General features: G+C 59.0%; 17 protein-coding genes. 16 read left to right on the top strand and 1 reads right to left on the bottom strand.

The window, feature by feature from the left end; translation table 11 throughout:
- Positions 1-145 precede the first annotated feature (145 nt).
- From ACKPCU_RS13410 to ACKPCU_RS13355, 12 genes are all read left to right on the top strand, one after another.
- On the top strand, positions 146-3,094 hold the full coding sequence (locus ACKPCU_RS13410) for a FimV/HubP family polar landmark protein (protein WP_321347401.1): 2,949 nt from the start codon (positions 146-148) through the stop codon (positions 3,092-3,094).
- Complete coding sequence (gene truA / locus ACKPCU_RS13405) at positions 3,094-3,954, top strand: tRNA pseudouridine(38-40) synthase TruA (RefSeq protein ID WP_321347399.1); 861 nt, start codon at positions 3,094-3,096, stop codon at positions 3,952-3,954. Before ACKPCU_RS13410 ends, truA begins: the two co-directional genes overlap by 1 nt.
- Before the next feature lie 54 nt (positions 3,955-4,008).
- On the top strand, positions 4,009-4,623 hold the full coding sequence (locus ACKPCU_RS13400; protein ID WP_321347397.1) for a phosphoribosylanthranilate isomerase: 615 nt from the start codon (positions 4,009-4,011) through the stop codon (positions 4,621-4,623).
- The gene (gene trpB / locus ACKPCU_RS13395) at positions 4,616-5,833 is read left to right on the top strand and encodes a tryptophan synthase subunit beta (RefSeq protein ID WP_321347395.1); all 1,218 of its coding nucleotides are present in this window, start codon (positions 4,616-4,618) and stop codon (positions 5,831-5,833) included. The genes ACKPCU_RS13400 and trpB overlap by 8 nt, the downstream gene beginning before the upstream one ends.
- 11 nt (positions 5,834-5,844) lie before the next feature.
- Entirely contained in the window at positions 5,845-6,648 is an 804-nt protein-coding gene (gene trpA, locus ACKPCU_RS13390) for a tryptophan synthase subunit alpha (RefSeq protein ID WP_321347394.1), read from the top strand.
- Between the two features lie 66 nt (positions 6,649-6,714).
- Positions 6,715-7,614 (top strand): acetyl-CoA carboxylase, carboxyltransferase subunit beta, encoded by a 900-nt coding sequence (accD, locus tag ACKPCU_RS13385; protein WP_104737509.1) that lies wholly within the window; start codon positions 6,715-6,717, stop codon positions 7,612-7,614.
- Positions 7,614-8,906: a bifunctional tetrahydrofolate synthase/dihydrofolate synthase gene (gene folC / locus ACKPCU_RS13380; protein WP_321347390.1), complete on the top strand. Its 1,293-nt coding sequence runs from the start codon at positions 7,614-7,616 to the stop codon at positions 8,904-8,906. The genes accD and folC overlap by 1 nt, the downstream gene beginning before the upstream one ends.
- Complete coding sequence (locus tag ACKPCU_RS13375) at positions 8,899-9,480, top strand: SPOR domain-containing protein (RefSeq protein WP_321347388.1); 582 nt, start codon at positions 8,899-8,901, stop codon at positions 9,478-9,480. Before folC ends, ACKPCU_RS13375 begins: the two co-directional genes overlap by 8 nt.
- 68 nt (positions 9,481-9,548) lie before the next feature.
- The gene (locus tag ACKPCU_RS13370; protein WP_104737506.1) at positions 9,549-10,031 is read left to right on the top strand and encodes a CvpA family protein; all 483 of its coding nucleotides are present in this window, start codon (positions 9,549-9,551) and stop codon (positions 10,029-10,031) included.
- Positions 10,032-10,079: 48 nt separating this feature from the next.
- On the top strand, positions 10,080-11,585 hold the full coding sequence (gene purF / locus ACKPCU_RS13365) for an amidophosphoribosyltransferase (RefSeq protein ID WP_104737505.1): 1,506 nt from the start codon (positions 10,080-10,082) through the stop codon (positions 11,583-11,585).
- A 46-nt stretch (positions 11,586-11,631) separates the two neighbouring features.
- A complete protein-coding gene (locus tag ACKPCU_RS13360; RefSeq protein ID WP_104737504.1) occupies positions 11,632-12,846 on the top strand; it encodes an O-succinylhomoserine sulfhydrylase in 1,215 nt (404 codons plus the stop codon).
- 151 nt (positions 12,847-12,997) lie between these two features.
- Complete coding sequence (locus tag ACKPCU_RS13355; protein WP_104737503.1) at positions 12,998-13,276, top strand: ComEA family DNA-binding protein; 279 nt, start codon at positions 12,998-13,000, stop codon at positions 13,274-13,276.
- Positions 13,277-13,312: 36 nt separating this feature from the next.
- Here the strand turns inward: ACKPCU_RS13355 and ACKPCU_RS13350 are convergent, their stop codons facing one another.
- Entirely contained in the window at positions 13,313-14,731 is a 1,419-nt protein-coding gene (locus tag ACKPCU_RS13350) for a methyl-accepting chemotaxis protein (protein ID WP_321347381.1), read from the bottom strand.
- A gap of 319 nt (positions 14,732-15,050) precedes the next feature.
- Here ACKPCU_RS13350 and rnd point away from each other — a divergent pair, with 319 nt between their 5' ends.
- The 4 genes from rnd (at position 15,051) to ACKPCU_RS13330 (ending at position 18,149) form a co-directional block, all read left to right on the top strand.
- The gene (rnd, locus tag ACKPCU_RS13345; RefSeq protein ID WP_321347379.1) at positions 15,051-16,199 is read left to right on the top strand and encodes a ribonuclease D; all 1,149 of its coding nucleotides are present in this window, start codon (positions 15,051-15,053) and stop codon (positions 16,197-16,199) included.
- Positions 16,196-16,489 (top strand): YcgL domain-containing protein, encoded by a 294-nt coding sequence (locus tag ACKPCU_RS13340; RefSeq protein WP_321347378.1) that lies wholly within the window; start codon positions 16,196-16,198, stop codon positions 16,487-16,489. The genes rnd and ACKPCU_RS13340 overlap by 4 nt, the downstream gene beginning before the upstream one ends.
- Before the next feature lie 136 nt (positions 16,490-16,625).
- Positions 16,626-17,048 (top strand): MarR family winged helix-turn-helix transcriptional regulator, encoded by a 423-nt coding sequence (locus ACKPCU_RS13335; protein ID WP_321347377.1) that lies wholly within the window; start codon positions 16,626-16,628, stop codon positions 17,046-17,048.
- Between the two features lie 36 nt (positions 17,049-17,084).
- Positions 17,085-18,149 carry an HlyD family secretion protein gene (locus ACKPCU_RS13330; RefSeq protein ID WP_321347376.1) on the top strand — a complete coding sequence of 355 codons (1,065 nt, stop codon included), beginning with the start codon at positions 17,085-17,087 and terminating at the stop codon, positions 18,147-18,149.
- Positions 18,150-18,154 lie beyond the last annotated feature (5 nt).

Genomic DNA, 18,154 nt, shown 5'->3' with positions numbered 1-18,154 from the left:
TAGGTTTTGCAGGACAAAGACCGTTTGGGCGTTACGTTGCAGCTGCAACATGCTCGGGCCGGGTGGGGAGCCTTTGGCGTAGGCCAGTCTGAGCAACAGGGTGCGTTGAGACGTGAAAAAACGATAAGAGCAAAGGATTTTCGCTATGGTTCGTAAATTGGTTATCGCTGTCGCCGCAGCAAGTGCCGTGATGTCATCCGGAATGGTTCACGCGTTGGGGGTAGGCGATATCCATCTGAACTCCGCGCTGAATCAGCCGCTGGATGCCGAGATTGATCTTACGCAGGTTCGTGACCTGTCCGGTGATGAAATCCGGACGATGCTGGCATCGCCTGATGACTTCGGGCGGGCTGGCATTGACCGAACTTTCTTCCTGACCGACCTGAAGTTCCAGCCAGTCGTAAAGCCTAATGGCCGCTCGGTCATTCGCGTCACATCAAATCGCCCCGTCAATGAGCCGTTCCTCAACTTCTTGATGGAAGTGCGCTGGCCCTCCGGGCGCGTGCTGCGTGAGTTCACCATCCTGCTTGATCCACCGATGTATCAGCCTGCGCCGGTTGTCAGCAGCTCCAACGTCAGCGCACCGGTCTCTTCTTCTACCGCGCCTCAGGTGGCATCGGCCCGTCCGAGCCCGGAAGGACTTGCTTCTGCCGCTGCGGTATCGGCGCCGGCTTCGGCAGCACCTTCATCGTCTTCTTCCACGCGCCCAGCCGCAGCGGCTCGCGATGGACAGTTGACGACTACGCGTTCTGACACGCTGTGGGAGCTTGCGCTACGTAACCGTCCGCAGGGTGCAAGCGTTCACCAGACCATGCTGGCGATTCAGGATCTGAATCAGAGCGCCTTCGTTAACGGTAATATCAACCAGTTAAAGGCCGGGCAGACGTTGACGCTGCCGAGCGCTGAACAGGCGACTGGTCGTACCAACGCTGAAGCCATTGCCGAGGTCGCTGCACAGAATAAAGCCTGGCGTGATCGGCGCCGTGCGCCAACGGCTGCCCAGGCGCAGGCGCCGCAGCTGGATGCCCGCGAGCGTCAGTCAGCTGGTGCTGCTCCCGAGGCGGTAGACGGACAGGATTCGTTGCGTCTCGTGTCGGGCACCGAAGGTGCAGCCGCTGAAGCGGCTGGCGACCAGAGTGCAGAGGAAGGCGGTCAGCAACTGCGTGACGCACTGGACCGAACCAAGGAACAGTTGGATGCTGCTGAGCGCGAAAAGGCAGAGATGACCGATCGCCTGGGCGACGTACAAGACCAGCTCGAAAAACTGCAGCGTCTGCTGGAACTGAAAGATGCGCAGTTGGCCGCGTTGCAGCAACAGGTTGCTGAAGCCGGTGGCGATGCGGCTGTGACTGCTGACGCTGGTGAGCCGGAGGTCGTCGCTGAGGCCGAGCAGGAAGCGGCGACAGAGGGGGCTGCTGCGACTGAGATGGACATTGCGGCCGAGGCAGAGCCGGTCGACGAAACCGTCGCCGTAGAGCCTACTGCAGAAGAAGTGGATCCGGCTGAAGAGCCTGCGAGCGAAGAGCCCACTGAGCCAGCTGCCGAGCCAGCGCCGGTTGAAGCAGCTGCTGAAGCGGAGCCGACCCCAGAGCCGGCACCTGTTGCACCGGTTGAGCCAGCCCCGGCGGCGGAACCGGCGAGTGATCCGATGTCGGTCATCAAGGGCCTGATGCAGAATCAGATGTTGATGATCGGTGGTGGTGTTGTCGCTGTCCTGCTGTTGTTGCTGCTGCTGATGTCGATATCGCGCCGTAACGCCCGTCGTGAAGAGGCCATGGCTGATAACTTTATTGCCGATGCCGCTGGACAGGATGCCGACCTCAACGAGGATAGTGACGATTTCAATGTGGCCCTGGCCGATGCGGAAGACCTGGATGCTGGTGATGAGCTGGATCTGGCTGCTGATCCGTTGGTCGAGGCCGATGCGCTGCTCGCTTACGGCAAGCCTCAGGAAGCACGAGACGTGTTGGTGGCGGCTGTTGCAGCCGATCCTCAGCGGGAAGAGTTGCGCTTGAAGTTGATGGAGGTCGAGGGGCTGCTGGATCACAGCGAAGGCTACCTTGAGCAGCGTGCTGTCGTTGTTGCCGCTGATCCCCAGTCAGCCCGCGTTGCTGAGCTTGATGCACGCTTCCCCTTGATGGCTGCTGCAGCGGCCGGTGCTGCGGCTGCTGCCGCGCAGTGGGATGAAGGTGGTTTGTCAGAGTCCGATTCGCTGACTGCAGGTGCCGATGGTGAGGCAAGCGAAGCGGATGACGACATGGACTTCGATTTCAGTGAGTTTGATCTTGGTGGTGACTCTGCTGCGCCTGCGGCCGATATTCCATTCGAAGCGGTTGCTGAAGAGCCGGCTGCCGAAGCCGAGGCCGATGGCTTTGATCTCGACTTCGACCTGGAAGACAGCACGCTCGAAGCCGCGGCTGAGAATGGCGAGCCGGCCAGTCCTCCAGCCTTTGAGCCCGAGCTGCCGAGTGACGAAGTAAAGAGCATTGAGTTGGACGATTTTGAACTCGATGATGATGGATTGGAACTGCCGGACGAGGAAGGTCAGTCGGCACAGGATTCTGCCGCACCGTCGCTGGAACCTGATTTTGACTTGGCGATGACAGATGAGCTGCAAGCAGATGACCTGATGGCTGACTTCGCTGCGCTGAGTGATGAATCGCCTGAGGCCGGTGACGCTGAGCTTGGTGAGGTCTCGCTTGAGTTGTCCGACGAGGCGAGTGCACTGTCGGATGAGAGCGCTACCGAGTTCGACCTGCCTGAGGATCTTGTGTTGCCTGAAGATGTTGAGTTGCCAGCTGAGGCAGAGTTGCCGCTTGAGGATTTTGAATTGCCGGAGCTGGATGAAGGTACGCTGACTGGTGATGACGCTTCGCCAACCCCGCTGGCTGTTGATGCGCTCGACGACGAAGATGACGAGTTTGACTTCCTGTCTGGTACTGATGAGTGCGCGACCAAGCTGGACCTGGCCCGCGCCTATATTGATATGGGCGATCAGGAAGGGGCTCGGGATATCCTCAACGAGGTGATCGAAGAGGGCAATGACCAGCAGAAGCAGGAAGCTCAGAGCATGATGGAGCGTCTGGCTGATTGATGAGTGAAAATGAAGTAGCTACTGCGGCCGCCCCTGAGGCGGCCGCAGTTGTTTCAAGGGTGGCGGCCTGTGTTGAATACAAGGGCACGGCTTATCGTGGATGGCAGCGTCAGCAACCGGGTGTTCCGAGCGTCCAGGAAGCTGTTGAGAAGGCGCTTAGCCGTGTGGCCAATCACCCGGTACAGATATTCTGCGCCGGGCGCACTGATGCGGGCGTCCATGCGTCTTGTCAGGTCATTCATTTTGACAGCGACGCGGTCCGTTCGCCGCGAAACTGGATTCACGGTGCCAATGCCAATTTGCCGGCGGATATTTCACTTAGTTGGGTAACGCCGATTGGCCTGGACTTTCATGCGCGTTTCTCTGCTGTTGCCCGGCGTTATCGCTATGTGATCTATAACGACCCGATTCGCCCGGCTCACCTTGCCCACGAAGTAACCTGGAATTATCGCCCGCTGGATGTCGCGCGTATGCGCGCTGCCGCCACGGCGCTGGTAGGCACTCATGATTTTACGTCGTATCGCGCGGTGGGCTGTCAGGCCAAATCGCCGATCAAGACTATCCACCACCTCGAGTTGCTGGAGTTCGGCCGTTTTATCGTGCTGGATATTCGTGCGAATGCATTTCTGCATCACATGGTGCGCAATATTGCCGGGGTCTTGATGCAGATTGGCTGCGGTGAGCAACCGGTGGAGTGGGCACAGCAGGTGCTTGACGTGCGTGATCGGGCGCAGGGTGGTCTGACTGCGCCAGCCTACGGTTTATATCTGGTCGATGTGACCTACCCTGATTCCTTTGTTTTGCCGGAGCGTTATCTCGGGCCGCATTTCCTGTCAGCACTGCCTGATGTGGCGAACTGACGCCCATGCCTCGATCTGCTAACATCGAGCCCCTTATCGGCAGAGCTTAGGTCCATGGCACGCATAAAAATTTGCGGAATTACCCGGGTCGAGGACGCATTGGCGGCGGCTGAGGCCGGTGCTGATGCGATCGGGCTGGTGTTTTACGCGCCCAGTCCTCGAGCCGTTGATGCCCGTCAGGCCGCTCACATTGTGGCCGCGTTGCCACCGTTTGTGACGACTGTCGGGCTGTTTGTGGACGCTGAACCGGATGCCGTGCGTGAAGTGCTCTCTCAGGTTCCACTCGATGTGCTGCAGTTTCATGGCGACGAAACTGACGAGTATTGTCGGCAGTTTGGGAGGCCTTTCCTGAAAGCCGTCCGGGTGCAGAATGCCGAGCAACTGACCGACGTTGCGGCCCGTTGGCCTGGCGCCAGCGGCATCTTGCTTGACAGCTACAAGCCGGGCGTACCGGGTGGTACCGGCGAGGTATTTGACTGGCGCCTGGTGCCGGTCAAGCGTGACTGGAACCTGGTATTGGCCGGGGGCCTAACAGCAGACAATGTGCATCAGGCGATCCGTGAAATGCGCCCTTGGGCCGTTGACGTCAGTGGTGGCGTTGAGGCGAGCAAGGGCATCAAGGATGTGGCAAAAATTAACGCGTTTGTACAAGAGGTGAAGCGTGTCTGACTCCAACCCCATCGATTATTCCGCGGTCCCTGACGCGCGCGGCCACTTTGGCCCCTATGGCGGCCGTTTTGTCTCCGAGACGTTGATGGAGGCGCTGGACGAGCTGGAGAATGTGTACCGCAAGCTGTCTGCCGATCCCGAGTTTCAGGCCGAATTTGATCGTGATCTGGCCCACTACGTTGGTCGCCCGTCGCCGCTGTACTTTGCTGAGCATCTGACCGAGAAGGTTGGCGGAGCAAAGATCTATTTGAAGCGCGAGGACCTTAATCACACCGGCGCGCACAAGGTGAATAACACCATTGGTCAGGCACTGCTGGCCAAGTTTATGGGCAAGCCACGAGTGATTGCCGAAACCGGTGCCGGTCAGCACGGCGTCGCTACTGCCACCGTCGCGGCACGTCTGGGCCTGAAGTGTCAGGTTTATATGGGCGCGGAGGATGTGCGTCGCCAGGCGCTGAACGTTTACCGTATGAAACTGCTTGGAGCGGAAGTCATTCCCGTCACCTCCGGCTCCCGCACGCTGAAAGACGCGATGAACGAAGCTATGCGTGATTGGGTGACCAATATCGACGACACCTTCTACATTATCGGCACGGTTGCCGGGCCACACCCGTATCCGGAACTGGTGCGTGATTTTCAGTGCGTGATTGGTCGCGAAGCGCGTCAGCAGTGCCTGGAGCAGGCCGGCCGCTTGCCCGATGCACTGGTCGCCTGTGTTGGCGGTGGCTCCAACGCTATTGGCCTGTTTCATCCGTTCCTTAACGATGAGAGTGTCCGTATGTACGGCGTCGAGGCGGGTGGTCACGGTATCGAAACCGGAGAACACGCAGCGCCACTGAGCACCGGCAAGCCCGGTGTTCTGCACGGCAATCGGACGTACCTGATGTCCGACGAGGCGGGGCAGATCATCGAGACGCATTCCGTGTCCGCGGGCCTGGACTACCCGGGTGTTGGTCCCGAGCACAGCTGGCTGAAGGATATCGGCCGGGTTGATTATGTCGATGCAACTGATGATGAGGCGCTGCACGCTTTCCGTGAGTTGACCCGCGTCGAAGGTATCATGCCGGCGCTGGAGTCCAGTCATGCGGTTGCTTACGGTATGAAGCTGGCGGCAACCATGAGCCCGGACCAGATCATCGTGATCAACCTGTCCGGTCGTGGTGACAAGGATATTCACACCGTCGCCGGTATTGACGGCATCAGCATTTAAAAGAGACGTTCATGAGCCGAATTGAAGCCCGTTTTTCCGCTTTGCAGGCTGCTGGTCGCAAGGCGCTTATCCCTTACATTACTGCTGGTGATCCGACGCCGGAGGTGACGCTGCCGCTGATGCACGACCTGGTCGCGGCGGGTGCCGATGTTATCGAGCTGGGCATTCCGTTTTCCGATCCGATGGCCGATGGTCCGGTTATCCAACTGGCGATGGAGCGTGCTCTGGCGCATCACGTTAGCCTGAGCCAGGTACTCGAGATGGTGCGCCAGTTCCGCAGTCGCGATGCTGAAACGCCGGTCGTGTTGATGGGCTATCTGAACCCGATCGAGAAAATGGGTTACGAACAGTTTGCCAAGGCTGCAGCCGATGCCGGGGTTGACGGCGTGTTGACCGTTGACCTGCCGCCGGAAGAGGCGACTGACGTTGTTCCTCTGTTCAAGGCTCAGGGGCTGGACACTATCTTTCTGCTTGCGCCGACTACAACGGCTGAGCGTGCGCGCAGGATTTGTGAGCAGGCAAGCGGTTATGTCTATTATGTTTCTCTGAAAGGTGTGACCGGGTCCAGTGCTTTGGACGTCACCGATGTAGCTAAGAAACTGGACATGCTGCGCACGGTGACCGATCTGCCGATTGGTGTTGGCTTTGGTATTCGTGATGGCGCCACGGCAGCAGCGGTGGCCGAGGTCGCGGATGGTGTGGTGGTGGGCTCGGTGCTGGTCAGTCAGATTGCCGCCAATGCGGAGAATCCGGACCAGGCACGAGCGGCTATCGCCGCGATCGTGGCTGAAATGCGCAGTTCAATGGACCGCTGAACAATGCTCTGTGCCTTCGTTTGACGAAGGGCAGGCTGACAAGACAATTTCAGAGAAGGAAAGGCGATGAGCAACTGGTTGGTGGACAAACTGATTCCCTCCATCGTGCGCTCCGAAGCACAGAAAAGCAGCGTACCCGAGGGGCTCTGGCGTAAATGCCCGTCCTGTGATGCGGTGCTGTACCGGCCCGAGCTGGAGAAAAATCTGGATGTCTGCCCAAAGTGCAGCCACCACTTGCGCATTGGTGCACGTCGTCGTCTGGATATCTTTCTCGATCCGGAAGATCGCACTGAGTTGGGAGCAGAGCTGGAGCCGGTAGACCGTCTCAAGTTCCGCGACAGCAAGAAGTACAAGGATCGTCTTGCCGCAGCCCAGAAGGCAACCGGCGAGAAAGATGCGCTGGTCGTCATGCAGGGTAAGCTCAAGGGCGCGCCTATTGTAGCCAGCGCGTTCGAGTTCAACTTTATGGGTGGCTCGATGGGCAGTGTGGTCGGTGCACGTTTCGTGCGTGGCGCTGAGGCTGCACTGCGTGATCGTGTGCCCTACGTCTGCTTCTCTGCCTCGGGTGGTGCGCGCATGCAGGAAGCGCTGTTCTCACTGATGCAGATGGCAAAGACCAGTGCCGCGCTGGCGCGTCTGCGTGAAGAAGGCATCCCGTTCGTCTCGGTTATGACCGATCCGGTTTATGGCGGTGTGTCGGCAAGTCTGGCGATGCTGGGCGACCTGAATGTGGCTGAGCCCAATGCGTTGATCGGTTTTGCCGGCCCGCGTGTTATCGAGCAAACCGTGCGTGAGAAGCTACCTGCCGGGTTCCAGCGCAGTGAGTTTCTGCTAGAGCACGGGGCACTGGATATGATCGTGTCCCGCATGGAGATGCGCGACCGACTGGCCAGCCTGCTGGCCATGATGACTGGCGCACCGGCACCCGCTCCGGCACCTGAGGCAGAGGTTGCCGACGAGGCCTGATGTCGCAACGTAGTCTTGCCGAATGGCTGGCCGTGCTGGAGGCCTTGCATCCCAGCGAAATCGACATGGGGCTGGATCGAGTACGTGCGGTCGCGGAGCGACTGGGCGTGCTCCGTCCGGCCCCGCGTGTTTTTACCGTCACCGGTACCAATGGCAAGGGGTCGACCTGTGCCGCACTGGAGTCGTTGCTGCGAGCCAGTGGTATGCGCACCGGATGCTACACCTCTCCGCATCTGCTCCAATACAATGAGCGCATCCGTCTAAATGGGGACTTGGCAGACGATCAGTCGATCTGTGCCGCCTTTGCTGCCATTGACCAGACGCGTGGTGATATTTCCCTGACTTACTTTGAGTTCGGCACGCTGGCTGCGTTCTGGTTGTTCCAGCGTGCCGAGCTGGATGCTGTCGTGCTGGAGGTTGGTCTGGGCGGGCGCCTAGATGCGGTCAACGTGGTGGATGCGGATGTGGCGGTAGTCACCAGCATCGGCCTGGATCATCAGGAATACCTGGGCTCGACCCGTGAGTCGGTCGCGTTCGAGAAGGCTGGCATCATGCGCGCAGGGCATCCGGTTGTCAGTGGCGAGCGAGACCTGCCTGCGACCTTCACCGATGCGGTTACCCGGCTTAACTGTCAGCTGTATGTGCGTGATCGCGATTTTGCGGTTCAGGCAGTCGGTGATGGTAACTGGGTCGTCGAAGGCGTTGACGGGGCTGGCAAGGCGCGGCGACTCCAGCTGCCTGCAGTTGGCCTGCCGCGGGATAATTTGGCTGTGGCGCTACAGGCGTTTTGGGCAGCCGGTCTTGACCTTGCTGATGCGCAAATCGGCCTAGCCTTGCAGTCTGCCAGCGCTACTGGGAGGCTGGAAGCGCGGCAGGTAATGTGGCATGGCAGCTGTCGTGATCTGCGACTGGATGTCGGTCATAACCCGCATGCTGCACGGTTTCTGGCAGAAAGTCTGCGTGCCGATGCGACGCGTCACCGGGTAGCGGTGTTTGGCTTGCTGGCTGACAAGGACCTTGATGGCGTGGTGGCTGAACTGCACGGGATGTTTACGAAGTGGTTCACCGCACCCTTGCCAAGCCCTCGGAGCAGACCGGCTCAGGTGTTGAGTGCGGGACTGACTGCGGCTGGCGAGTGTGCTCTGAGCTGTCATTCTATTGCGCAGGCGATCGAGCAGGCCCTGGATAGCACCGATGCAGGTACGGAAGTTGTGATATTCGGGTCGTTTTTCTCCGTCGCCGAAGCCATACTCTGGCTATCTGAACATGCCGGAGTATCTGAGGATGGATGAAGGTCTGAAGCAACGCATCATTGGCGCTGTTGTGCTGATCATTGCCGCGGTGGTGTTTTTGCCGATGTTGCTGTCGGGGCAGGACGAGACCGTGCAGGTTGAAGTCGAAGTGCCTGAGGCGCCGGTTCTGGATTCGCAACTGATGGAGCCTGTTGCACCGGCCGCATTGTCGGAACCGGCGTCTGTACCGGAGATGCCTGCTTCTCTGTCAGAGGCTCCACCAGACGTGCCTGCTCCTGCTGTTGCCGAGTCTGCTCCGGCCCCGGCTGTGGAGCCGGAGCCCGAGGCTGAGCAGCCGGCGCCTGCTGCTGTAACCGCTACGGGCGATTGGGTAATTCAGTTGGGCAGCTTTTCGAGCGCAGCGAATGCTGAAGGCCTCAGCAAGGACCTGCGTACCCAGGGGTACAACGCTTATACCCACAGCGCAACGGTGCAGGGCAAGCCCATCACCCGGGTCTACGTCGGCCCGCTGGCCAGCCGCGAGGCGGCGAATCGGCTGCGTGACGAGCTGGAGCGCAAGCGCGGTAGTAAAGGGTTTGTTGTCGCTTTTGATGCGGACAGCGGTCGAGACTGATTCTGCTGTTTCGATGGGCGGTGCAGCTCTGCTAGAATGGCGGCCTTTGTAGAACAGGGTACTTAATCGTGTCTTTGACCTGGGTTGACTGGGCTATCGTTGCCATCATTGCAGTCTCGGCCCTGATCAGCCTGACCAGAGGCTTCGTCAAGGAAGCACTGTCCCTGCTGACGTGGATTATTGCAGGACTGGTTGCCTGGCTGTTCGGTGGCGCACTTGCTGAGCTGCTGGTGCCCTACATCGAAACTCCTTCCCTGCGGGTTATCGCCGCGTGCTCCATTCTATTTGTCATGACGCTGTTGCTGGGCGGGCTGGTTAACTATCTGATCAGTCAGTTGGTCAAGGCAACCGGTCTCAGCGGTACTGACCGCTTTCTTGGCATGGTTTTCGGCGCAGCGCGTGGTGCGCTGCTGGTGGTAGTCGCAGTCGGTTTATTGAGCCTGGCCCCCGTTGAGGCGGATGCCTGGTGGCGTGAATCGGTGGTGATTCCCCATTTTCTGCTGGTCGCTGACTGGTCGAAAAATCTCATTCTGCAAATGGCGGGTCGCTGATCCGGCACTCCCGGACAGAGCCGCCCTTAATCGAGAAGGTACTCAGGCATGTGTGGCATTGTTGGCATAGTGGGCAAATCGAACGTCAATCAGGCGCTCTATGATGCCTTGACCGTCCTGCAGCATCGCGGCCAGGACGCCGCCGGCATTGTAACCAGCGATCAGGGGCGGCTGTTCCTGCGCAAGGATAACGGGCTGGTACGTGATGTGTTTCATCAACGCCACATGCAACGTCTGATCGGCCAGATGGGCATCGGTCACGTCCGTTATCCGACTGCAGGCAGCTCCAGTTCTGCCGAGGCGCAGCCGTTTTACGTGAACTCCCCCTATGGTATTACGTTGGCGCACAACGGGAACCTGACCAACGTTGAGCAGCTGTCGCGTGAAATCTACGAGTCTGACCTGCGTCACGTGAATACCACCTCCGACTCCGAAGTGCTACTGAACGTATTTGCCCATGAGCTGGCCGTGCGTAACAAGCTGCAGCCCACTGAGGAGGACGTATTCGCTGCCGTCAGTCAGGTGCATAAGCGTTGCCGCGGTGGTTATGCGGTGGTGGCGATGATCACTGGATACGGCATCGTCGGCTTCCGAGACCCCAACGCAATTCGGCCGATTGTCTTTGGCCAGCGTCATACCGACGAAGGTGTCGAGTATATGATTGCATCCGAGAGCGTGGCGTTGGACGTGCTGGGCTTCACCCTGATTCGTGATCTGGCACCGGGTGAGGCTGTTTACATTACTGAGGATGGCCGCCTGTATACCCGCCAATGCGCGGAGAGTTCACAGTACTCGCCGTGTATTTTTGAGCACGTTTATCTGGCGCGGCCTGACTCGCTGATGGACGGTGTATCGGTCTACAAGGCGCGTCTGCGCATGGGTGAGAAGCTGGCAGACAAGATCCAGCGCGAGCGCCCCGACCACGGCATCGATGTAGTCATTCCGATTCCCGATACCAGCCGCACCTCGGCACTTGAGCTGGCCAACCAGTTGGGCGTCAAGTTCCGTGAAGGGTTCGTCAAGAACCGATACATCGGTCGTACCTTTATCATGCCAGGCCAGGCTGCACGCAAGAAGTCGGTGCGCCAGAAGCTGAACGCTATCGATCTCGAGTTCCGCGGCAAGAACGTGTTGCTGGTCGATGACTCGATCGTGCGCGGCACCACCTGCAAGCAGATCATTCAGATGGCCCGTGAAGCGGGCGCGAAGAAGGTGTTTTTCTGTTCCGCTGCACCGGCAGTGCGCTACCCGAATGTGTACGGCATCGATATGCCGAGTGCTCACGAATTGATTGCTCATGGCCGTACCACAGACGAGGTTGCCGAGCTGATCGGCGCAGACTGGCTGATCTATCAGGATCTTGATGACCTGAAAGATGCTGTTGGTGGTGGCAAGGTCAAGATCGAGCACTTCGATTGCGCGGTCTTCGATGGCGAATACGTGACTGGCGACGTCAATGAACAGTATCTGGACCGTATCGAGCAAGCGCGCAACGACGCTGCCAAGTCGACTGGCCAGCGAGTCAGCGCGATCATCGATCTGCATAACAACTGATGCTGAGTGGCGGCGCGGGCTGCCACTGGATGAATGAGGTTCTCGAATGACCGAAGAATGGCAGGCCGGCCGACTGGACAGCGATCTGGACGGCGTTGGCTTTGATACCCTGGCGGTGCGCGCCGGTCAGCGTCGTACACCGGAGGCAGAGCACGGCGAGGCGCTGTTCCTGACTTCCAGCTACGTGTTTCGTAGTGCTGCTGACGCCGCAGCGTGTTTTGCCGGTGAGACCAGCGGCAATGTTTACTCACGCTATATGAATCCGACCGTACGGACCTTCGAAGAGCGTATTGCGCTCATGGAAGGCGGCGAGCAGGCGGTTGCTACCGCCTCCGGTATGGCGGCCATTCTGACAACGGTGATGAGCCTGTGCTCGGTCGGCGATCATATTCTGGTATCGCGCAGCGTATTCGGCGCTACTGTCACCCTGTTTGAAAAGTACTTCAAGCGCTTTGGCATTGAAGTGGATTACGTGCCGTTGACGGATACGGCGGCCTGGCGCGTGGCCTGCAAACCGAACACTCGGATGTTCTTCATGGAGTCTCCGTCCAATCCGCTCGCTGAGCTGGGTGACATCGGCGCGCTCGGCGCGATTGCCCGTGAGCAGGGGGCTTTGCTGGTGGTCGACAACTGCTTCTGTACGCCGGCGCTGCAGAAGCCGCTGGCATTGGGCGCGGATATCGTCGTGCATTCTGCCACCAAGTACATTGATGGTCAGGGCCGCAGCATGGGCGGGGTGGCGGTCGGCCGTCGTGAGCACATGCAGGAGCTGGTGGGCTTTTTGCGGACGGCTGGACCGACCCTCAGCCCGTTCAATGCCTGGGTATTCCTCAAGGGGCTGGAAACGCTGCGCCTTCGTATGCGTGCCCATTGCGAGTCGGCGCAGCAGATTGCCGAGTGGCTTGAGCAGCGCCCGGAAGTTGAATGTGTTTACTACGCGGGTTTGCCGTCACATCCGCAGCACGCACTGGCCAAGGCACAGCAGAGTGCTTTTGGTGCGGTGGTGAGCTTCGAGTTGAGGGGTGGGCGAGAGGCTGCCTGGCGTTTCATCGATGCGACCCGGCTGGTTTCCATTACTGCCAACCTGGGCGACGCAAAGACCACTATCACTCACCCGGCGACCACCACCCATGGCCGTCTGAGTGTCGAGGCCCGCGAAGCGGCGGGTATCCGTGAGGGCCTTATTCGTCTGGCTATCGGGCTGGAGGAGCTCACAGATATCAAGGCTGATCTACAGCGCGGTTTCGACGCCCAGAGCTGAGTTGTTTGCGCGGTTGCGTGTTTGGTCACATCAAGGCCGGAGAGTCATTCGCTCTTCGGCCTTTTTGGTTTAGCGTCCTTCGTGCCGCAGGGATACCGCTGGAGTGATGTTCCTTCAGTGCGGCGTTTATTAATTACACGGAGGAAGATATATGCGTCGTCTTGTTGCTGCATTGGGCCTGGCCCTGAGTGTACTGCTGGTATCGCCGAGCTGGGCGCAGGAAGCGTCCGGGCCTACGGTCAATATCAACACCGCAGGGGCTGCCGAAATTGCCGAGGTATTGCAGGGTGTGGGGCAGGCCAAGGCTGATGCCATCGTCGCCTATCGCACCGAGCATGGCGCCTTTGCCTCGGTAGAGTCTCTGGCGGAGGTGAAGGGTATCGGGGCCAGCACGCTGGCAAACAACCAAGGACGGATTGTCTTGGAGTAGCGGTTGTGACGGCGCCTTCGGGCGCCGTCAGTTGTTTCAGGTTCGCAGACGGCTGACGGCTTCAGTCAGTTGATGTGCCAGCTTGGCCAGTTGGTCACTGGTATCAGCGCTTTGTGCAGTTTGCTCTACGGTGCGCTCGGTGACGTCGCGAATCTCCACTACGCTCTGGGTGATGGCATCGGCAGCCATACTTTGTTGCTCTACCGCCGAGGCTATTTCGCTATTGCCCTCGCTGATCTGACTCACGGCGTCAGCGATCTCCTGCAATGATTCACCTGCGTCTGCAACTTGCTGCACTGAGTCGTGGGTCAGGCTGGCACTGGCCTGCATGTCTTCAACGGCAACCTCGGTTCCACCCTGCAGCGCCTCGATCATGCGCTGAATATCATCCGTCGAATTTTGCACTCGCTGGGCCAGCGCGCGCACCTCATCTGCCACGACAGCGAAACCGCGGCCAGATTCACCAGCGCGTGCTGCTTCAATGGCGGCGTTCAAAGCCAGCAAATTGGTTTGTTCGGCAATCTCGCGAATGACACGCACCACGCCACTGATCTCCTGACTGTGGGTCGACAGCTGGTGCATGTGCTCGGTGCAACGGTCAATACTGGTGACCAGCCCAGTAATGGTTTTGCGAACCTGATAGACCTGATCACGACCACGGGTTGCGAGGGTATTGGCTTGATTCGACTGGTCGCGGGAAAGTGACGTGCTGCCCGCAATGTCCTGCACGGTAGCGCCCATTTCATTTACTGCGGCGGCGACCTGGTCGGTTTCCCCCTGCTGGACGATCATTCCGTCTCGCATGCGGATCATGGTGTCGGCCAGCCCGCGGGAGCGCTGATCGAGCTCCAATGCTGCCTGGCGAACCGCGCCGACGACTTTCTGTTGCGCTTCCTGCATTGCATTGAATGCGCGCGCCATGGAGCCGACCTCGTCATGTGCACTGCAGGGCGCGCGGAGGGTCAGGTCGCCGCTGTTCTCGACGGCCAGCATGACGTCGCGCAGGGTGATGATGTGGCGAGTAATGAACAGAATGAGTAATTGGGAGAAAAACAGCACCATTAGCATAAGGACTGTCACTACCCCTGCGTAGAGAGGCGCGCGCTCTATCAATAGAGCTATGAAGCCCAGGTGCTCGACGGCCAGCGCTCGGCCATCACTGGCGGTCCAGGCACCGGTGTATCGTTGTTGATCGGAGCCTAACTGGCTTGCTTCCAGCCATCGCCCCGGTGCCGGTTGTGCGCCATTTGGCAGTGTAATCCAGTTTAGTCCGTGAACCTTGCCGTTGGCTGGTTGTTCGCTGGCGAGTACCTGAGCCAGTTCCTGTCGCGTTTGCTCAATACTGTGCTGCTCAACCCAGATGGCGACCAGTACGAGCATCAGAGTCGCAGCGAAGGCGACGCCGTTTAATGCCCAGAACTTGAATTTTAGCGGCAGGTTCTTGAAGGATTGCATGCATACTCCAAAGCATGTTTGAACAGTTGACCGTCCAGGCACGCGGAAAAAGGGCGCCAGTATCTGTCGTCACTCTGATATATCGGTTGATCCCGGTCAAACTTGAAGCTTTCCCGCGGGGTAGACGCTACGGCAGGGCGCGAGCGCATCGGTTATACTGCGTGCAACTTCAGGGCCTTTCCTTTGACGTGTGCGAAAAATCGCCACGCAGCGTTACCGGATCTGCCCAGGGAATCACCATTGCCTGTGCCCCATCGCCCGACTTGGCGAGGTTTTTCGTTTCTTGACGAAGCGGAGCAGGCCCCAGGAAAGACTGCACATGACCCCTGCGCTGACGCAACCTGTGATGATTGACGACGATGCCGAGCTGGCTCGTAGCTGTACCCAATGGCGAAAGCTGCCCTTTGTTGCGGTGGATACCGAGTTCGTTCGCACTGAGACCTTTTACCCTATTGCGGGGCTCATTCAGATCGGTGACGGCGAACGTGCGACCTTGATTGATCCTTTGAAGATTACTGATTGGTCGCCTTTTGTTGCCCTGTTACAGGACCTGTCGGTGGTAAAGGTATTGCACGCTTGCAGCGAAGACTTGGAGGTCTTCTCCCGCCTGTGTGGTGCGATGCCGGTTCCGCTATTCGATACTCAGCTTGCAGCAGCCTTTCTCGGGATGGATTTCTCGATGGGGTACTCGCGTCTGGTCAGTGCGCTGCTGGATATAGACCTGCCGAAGGATGAGACGCGTTCAGACTGGTTGCAGCGGCCGTTGAGTGAGGCGCAGATTGAGTATGCTGCGCGTGATGCCCAACACCTGGCCGAGATTTACCATATTCTTGGGCCCCGTATTGCGGATGCAGGGGTTGCTGACTGGCTGTTTGCGGACACCGCAGAGCAGGTTGCTGCTTCCGGCCAGAGCATTGATCCCGATCTCGCCTACACCCAGGTCAAGCAGGCGTGGCGGTTAAAACCCGCTGAGCTAGCAGTCCTGCGCGTGCTTGCGGCCTGGCGTGAGCGCGAGTCCAAGGCGCGGAACGTGGCCCGTAACCGGTTGCTGCGCGAGCGCACTCTGTGTCCTTTGGCCCAGCGTCAGCCCGACACCCTTCAGGCCCTTTCGCGTATTGAGGACATGCATCCGCGCACGGTGCGCCATGAGGGTGAGACGTTGCTCCAACTGATCCGCCAGGGCCGTGCTGTTGCACCTGCTGAGTATCCGCAGACCCTGCCGGAACCGCTGCCGTCTGCTGCAAACCGCCTGCTGAAGGTGTTGCGCAAGGTTGGGCAACAGGAAGCAGAGAAGCGGGGGATTGCCGCCGAAATCATGCTGCGCAAGAAGGTGCTGGAGGCCATGGTGCGCACCGGTTTCCCCAATGGCCCTTATCGGCTGCCCGATGAGCTGGTTGGCTGGCGTCGTGAGCTGATGGGCGAGGCATTGCTCAAGGCCGCCAACAGTGCGGTGGAGGTAGTTGAATGAAGGTTTTGTGTTCCATTTTCCGCAGCACCAAGAAACAGGGTATGTACCTGTACGTGCCGCGTGAAAAAGGGCTGAATGATCTGCCAGACGCCTTGCTACAGCTCTTTGGCAAAGGCGAGCACGCTATGGATCTGGTGCTGCACGAAGAGCGCAAGCTGGCACAGGAGGATATCCTGACGGTACTGGATAACCTCAGGGAGCAGGGCTTTCACCTGCAGATGCCGCCGCAGGAGGACGACTACATTCAGCATCTGCCGCCGGAGTTGCTTAATCGCAATGACCCGGTCTAGCGTCTGAACTGCGTCCTTTCAAAAAGCCGTCGCCATCGCGACGGCTTTTTTGTTTGTGCGCCCGACGTCTGGTTGTTGACACATTTTGTAACCAAGTCATATTGTATGCATTGCTTACTATAAGTGGTGCTTTCATATGCTTGCCAAGCCCCGATTCGGCTTTCTGATCGCCGATGTCTATCGCCTGCTCAGGCGCACTTTTCAGTCAGAGCGCGGTGACCACTCCCTCACTCAGGCGCAGTCGCGTGTGCTGGTTTACATCGCCCGCAGCCAGGGTGTCCGCCAGGTTGAGCTGGCGGAGGTTCTGGAAATCAAACCAATTACGTTGACCCGTCTGCTTGATCAACTGGAAGCGCTGGGGCTGATTGAGCGGCGCAAGTCCCCCATCGACCGTCGCGCGTTCCAGCTATACCTGCGCCCCGCAGCAGAGCCTTATATCGCGATGTTCGAACAGCTAAGCGAGTCGATCACGGCAAGGGTGCTTGATGGCCTGAGTGATGACGAGATCGCCGTACTGATGAAGGCGCTCACCCATATCCGCGAACGCCTGCTCGTCTGAGCAGGACTCTGATCGTGACCTACGGAAGTTCATTGCATGACTGACAATACCGATAACCCGAAAACTCCTCGAACCGCTTCGTCCGGCAGGCGGCGTTTCTTGCTGATGTTCGTGCTGCCGGGCTTGCTGCTGACGGGAGGCGCGCTTTTTTACCTCAATGGCGGACGCTATGTCGAAACCGAGAATGCCTACGTGCGCGCCGACAAGGTGCCGGTGAGCGCAGAAGTTTCCGGCATGGTCACCGACGTGCTGGTAAAGGAAAACCAACTGGTCGAGACCGGGCAGCCGCTGTTCCGTATCGATGCCGCCCCGTTTGAGATCGCCGTCAGTAAGGCTGAAGCGCAGCTCGCCCAGGTGCGTACTGATTTGGCTGCGCTCAAGGCCAACTACCGGGAGACCCAGGCACAACTGGTGCTCAAGCGCACTCGCGCCAATTTCGCCGGCAGGGAAGAGCAGCGCCAGTCGAGCCTGTTGAGCAAACAGTACATTTCTGCTGCTGCTTTTGATGATGCGCAGCAGGCCAACGATTTGGCGCGTCAGGAAGTGACTGTGCTGCAACAGGAGCTGGAGCGCCTCGCACAAATGCTGGGCGGCAGTGTCGACACGCCGGTTGAGGAGCACCCGCGTTATCTTGCTGCTCAGGCAGAACTGGACGAAGCAAAGTTGAATCTGCGCCGCACCACGGTCTTGGCATCGTTGCCGGGGATTGTCAGCAATCTACCGAAGCCAGGCCAATATCTGCATGCGGGCAGCATCGCTGCGTCACTGGTCGGTTCGGAGAATCCTTGGGTGGAAGCGAATTTTCCGGAAACCGATCTGACCTACGTTCGCCCCGGGCAGGATGTTGAAGTGCATATTGATGTCTATCCCGACGTGGTCTGGCATGGGGTGGTTGAAAGTCTCAGTCCTGCTACGGGTTCCGAGTTCTCGGTTATCCCGGCGCAGAATGCCACTGGTAACTGGGTCAAGATCGTGCAACGGGTACCCGTTCGCATCCGCCTGCAGCCCGAGGAAGGCAGCCCGGCGCTGCTGGCAGGGCTGAGTAGCCTGGTTGAGGTGGATACCGGTCATCGCCGCAGCCTGCTTGGCTGGTCGTTGTGAGGCTA

The organism is Halopseudomonas oceani, assembly GCF_963677335.1.
Lineage (GTDB): Bacteria > Pseudomonadota > Gammaproteobacteria > Pseudomonadales > Pseudomonadaceae > Halopseudomonas > Halopseudomonas oceani.
Note: the sequence above shows the minus strand (reverse complement) of the source record. Positions and strands in the feature narration are given on the sequence as shown.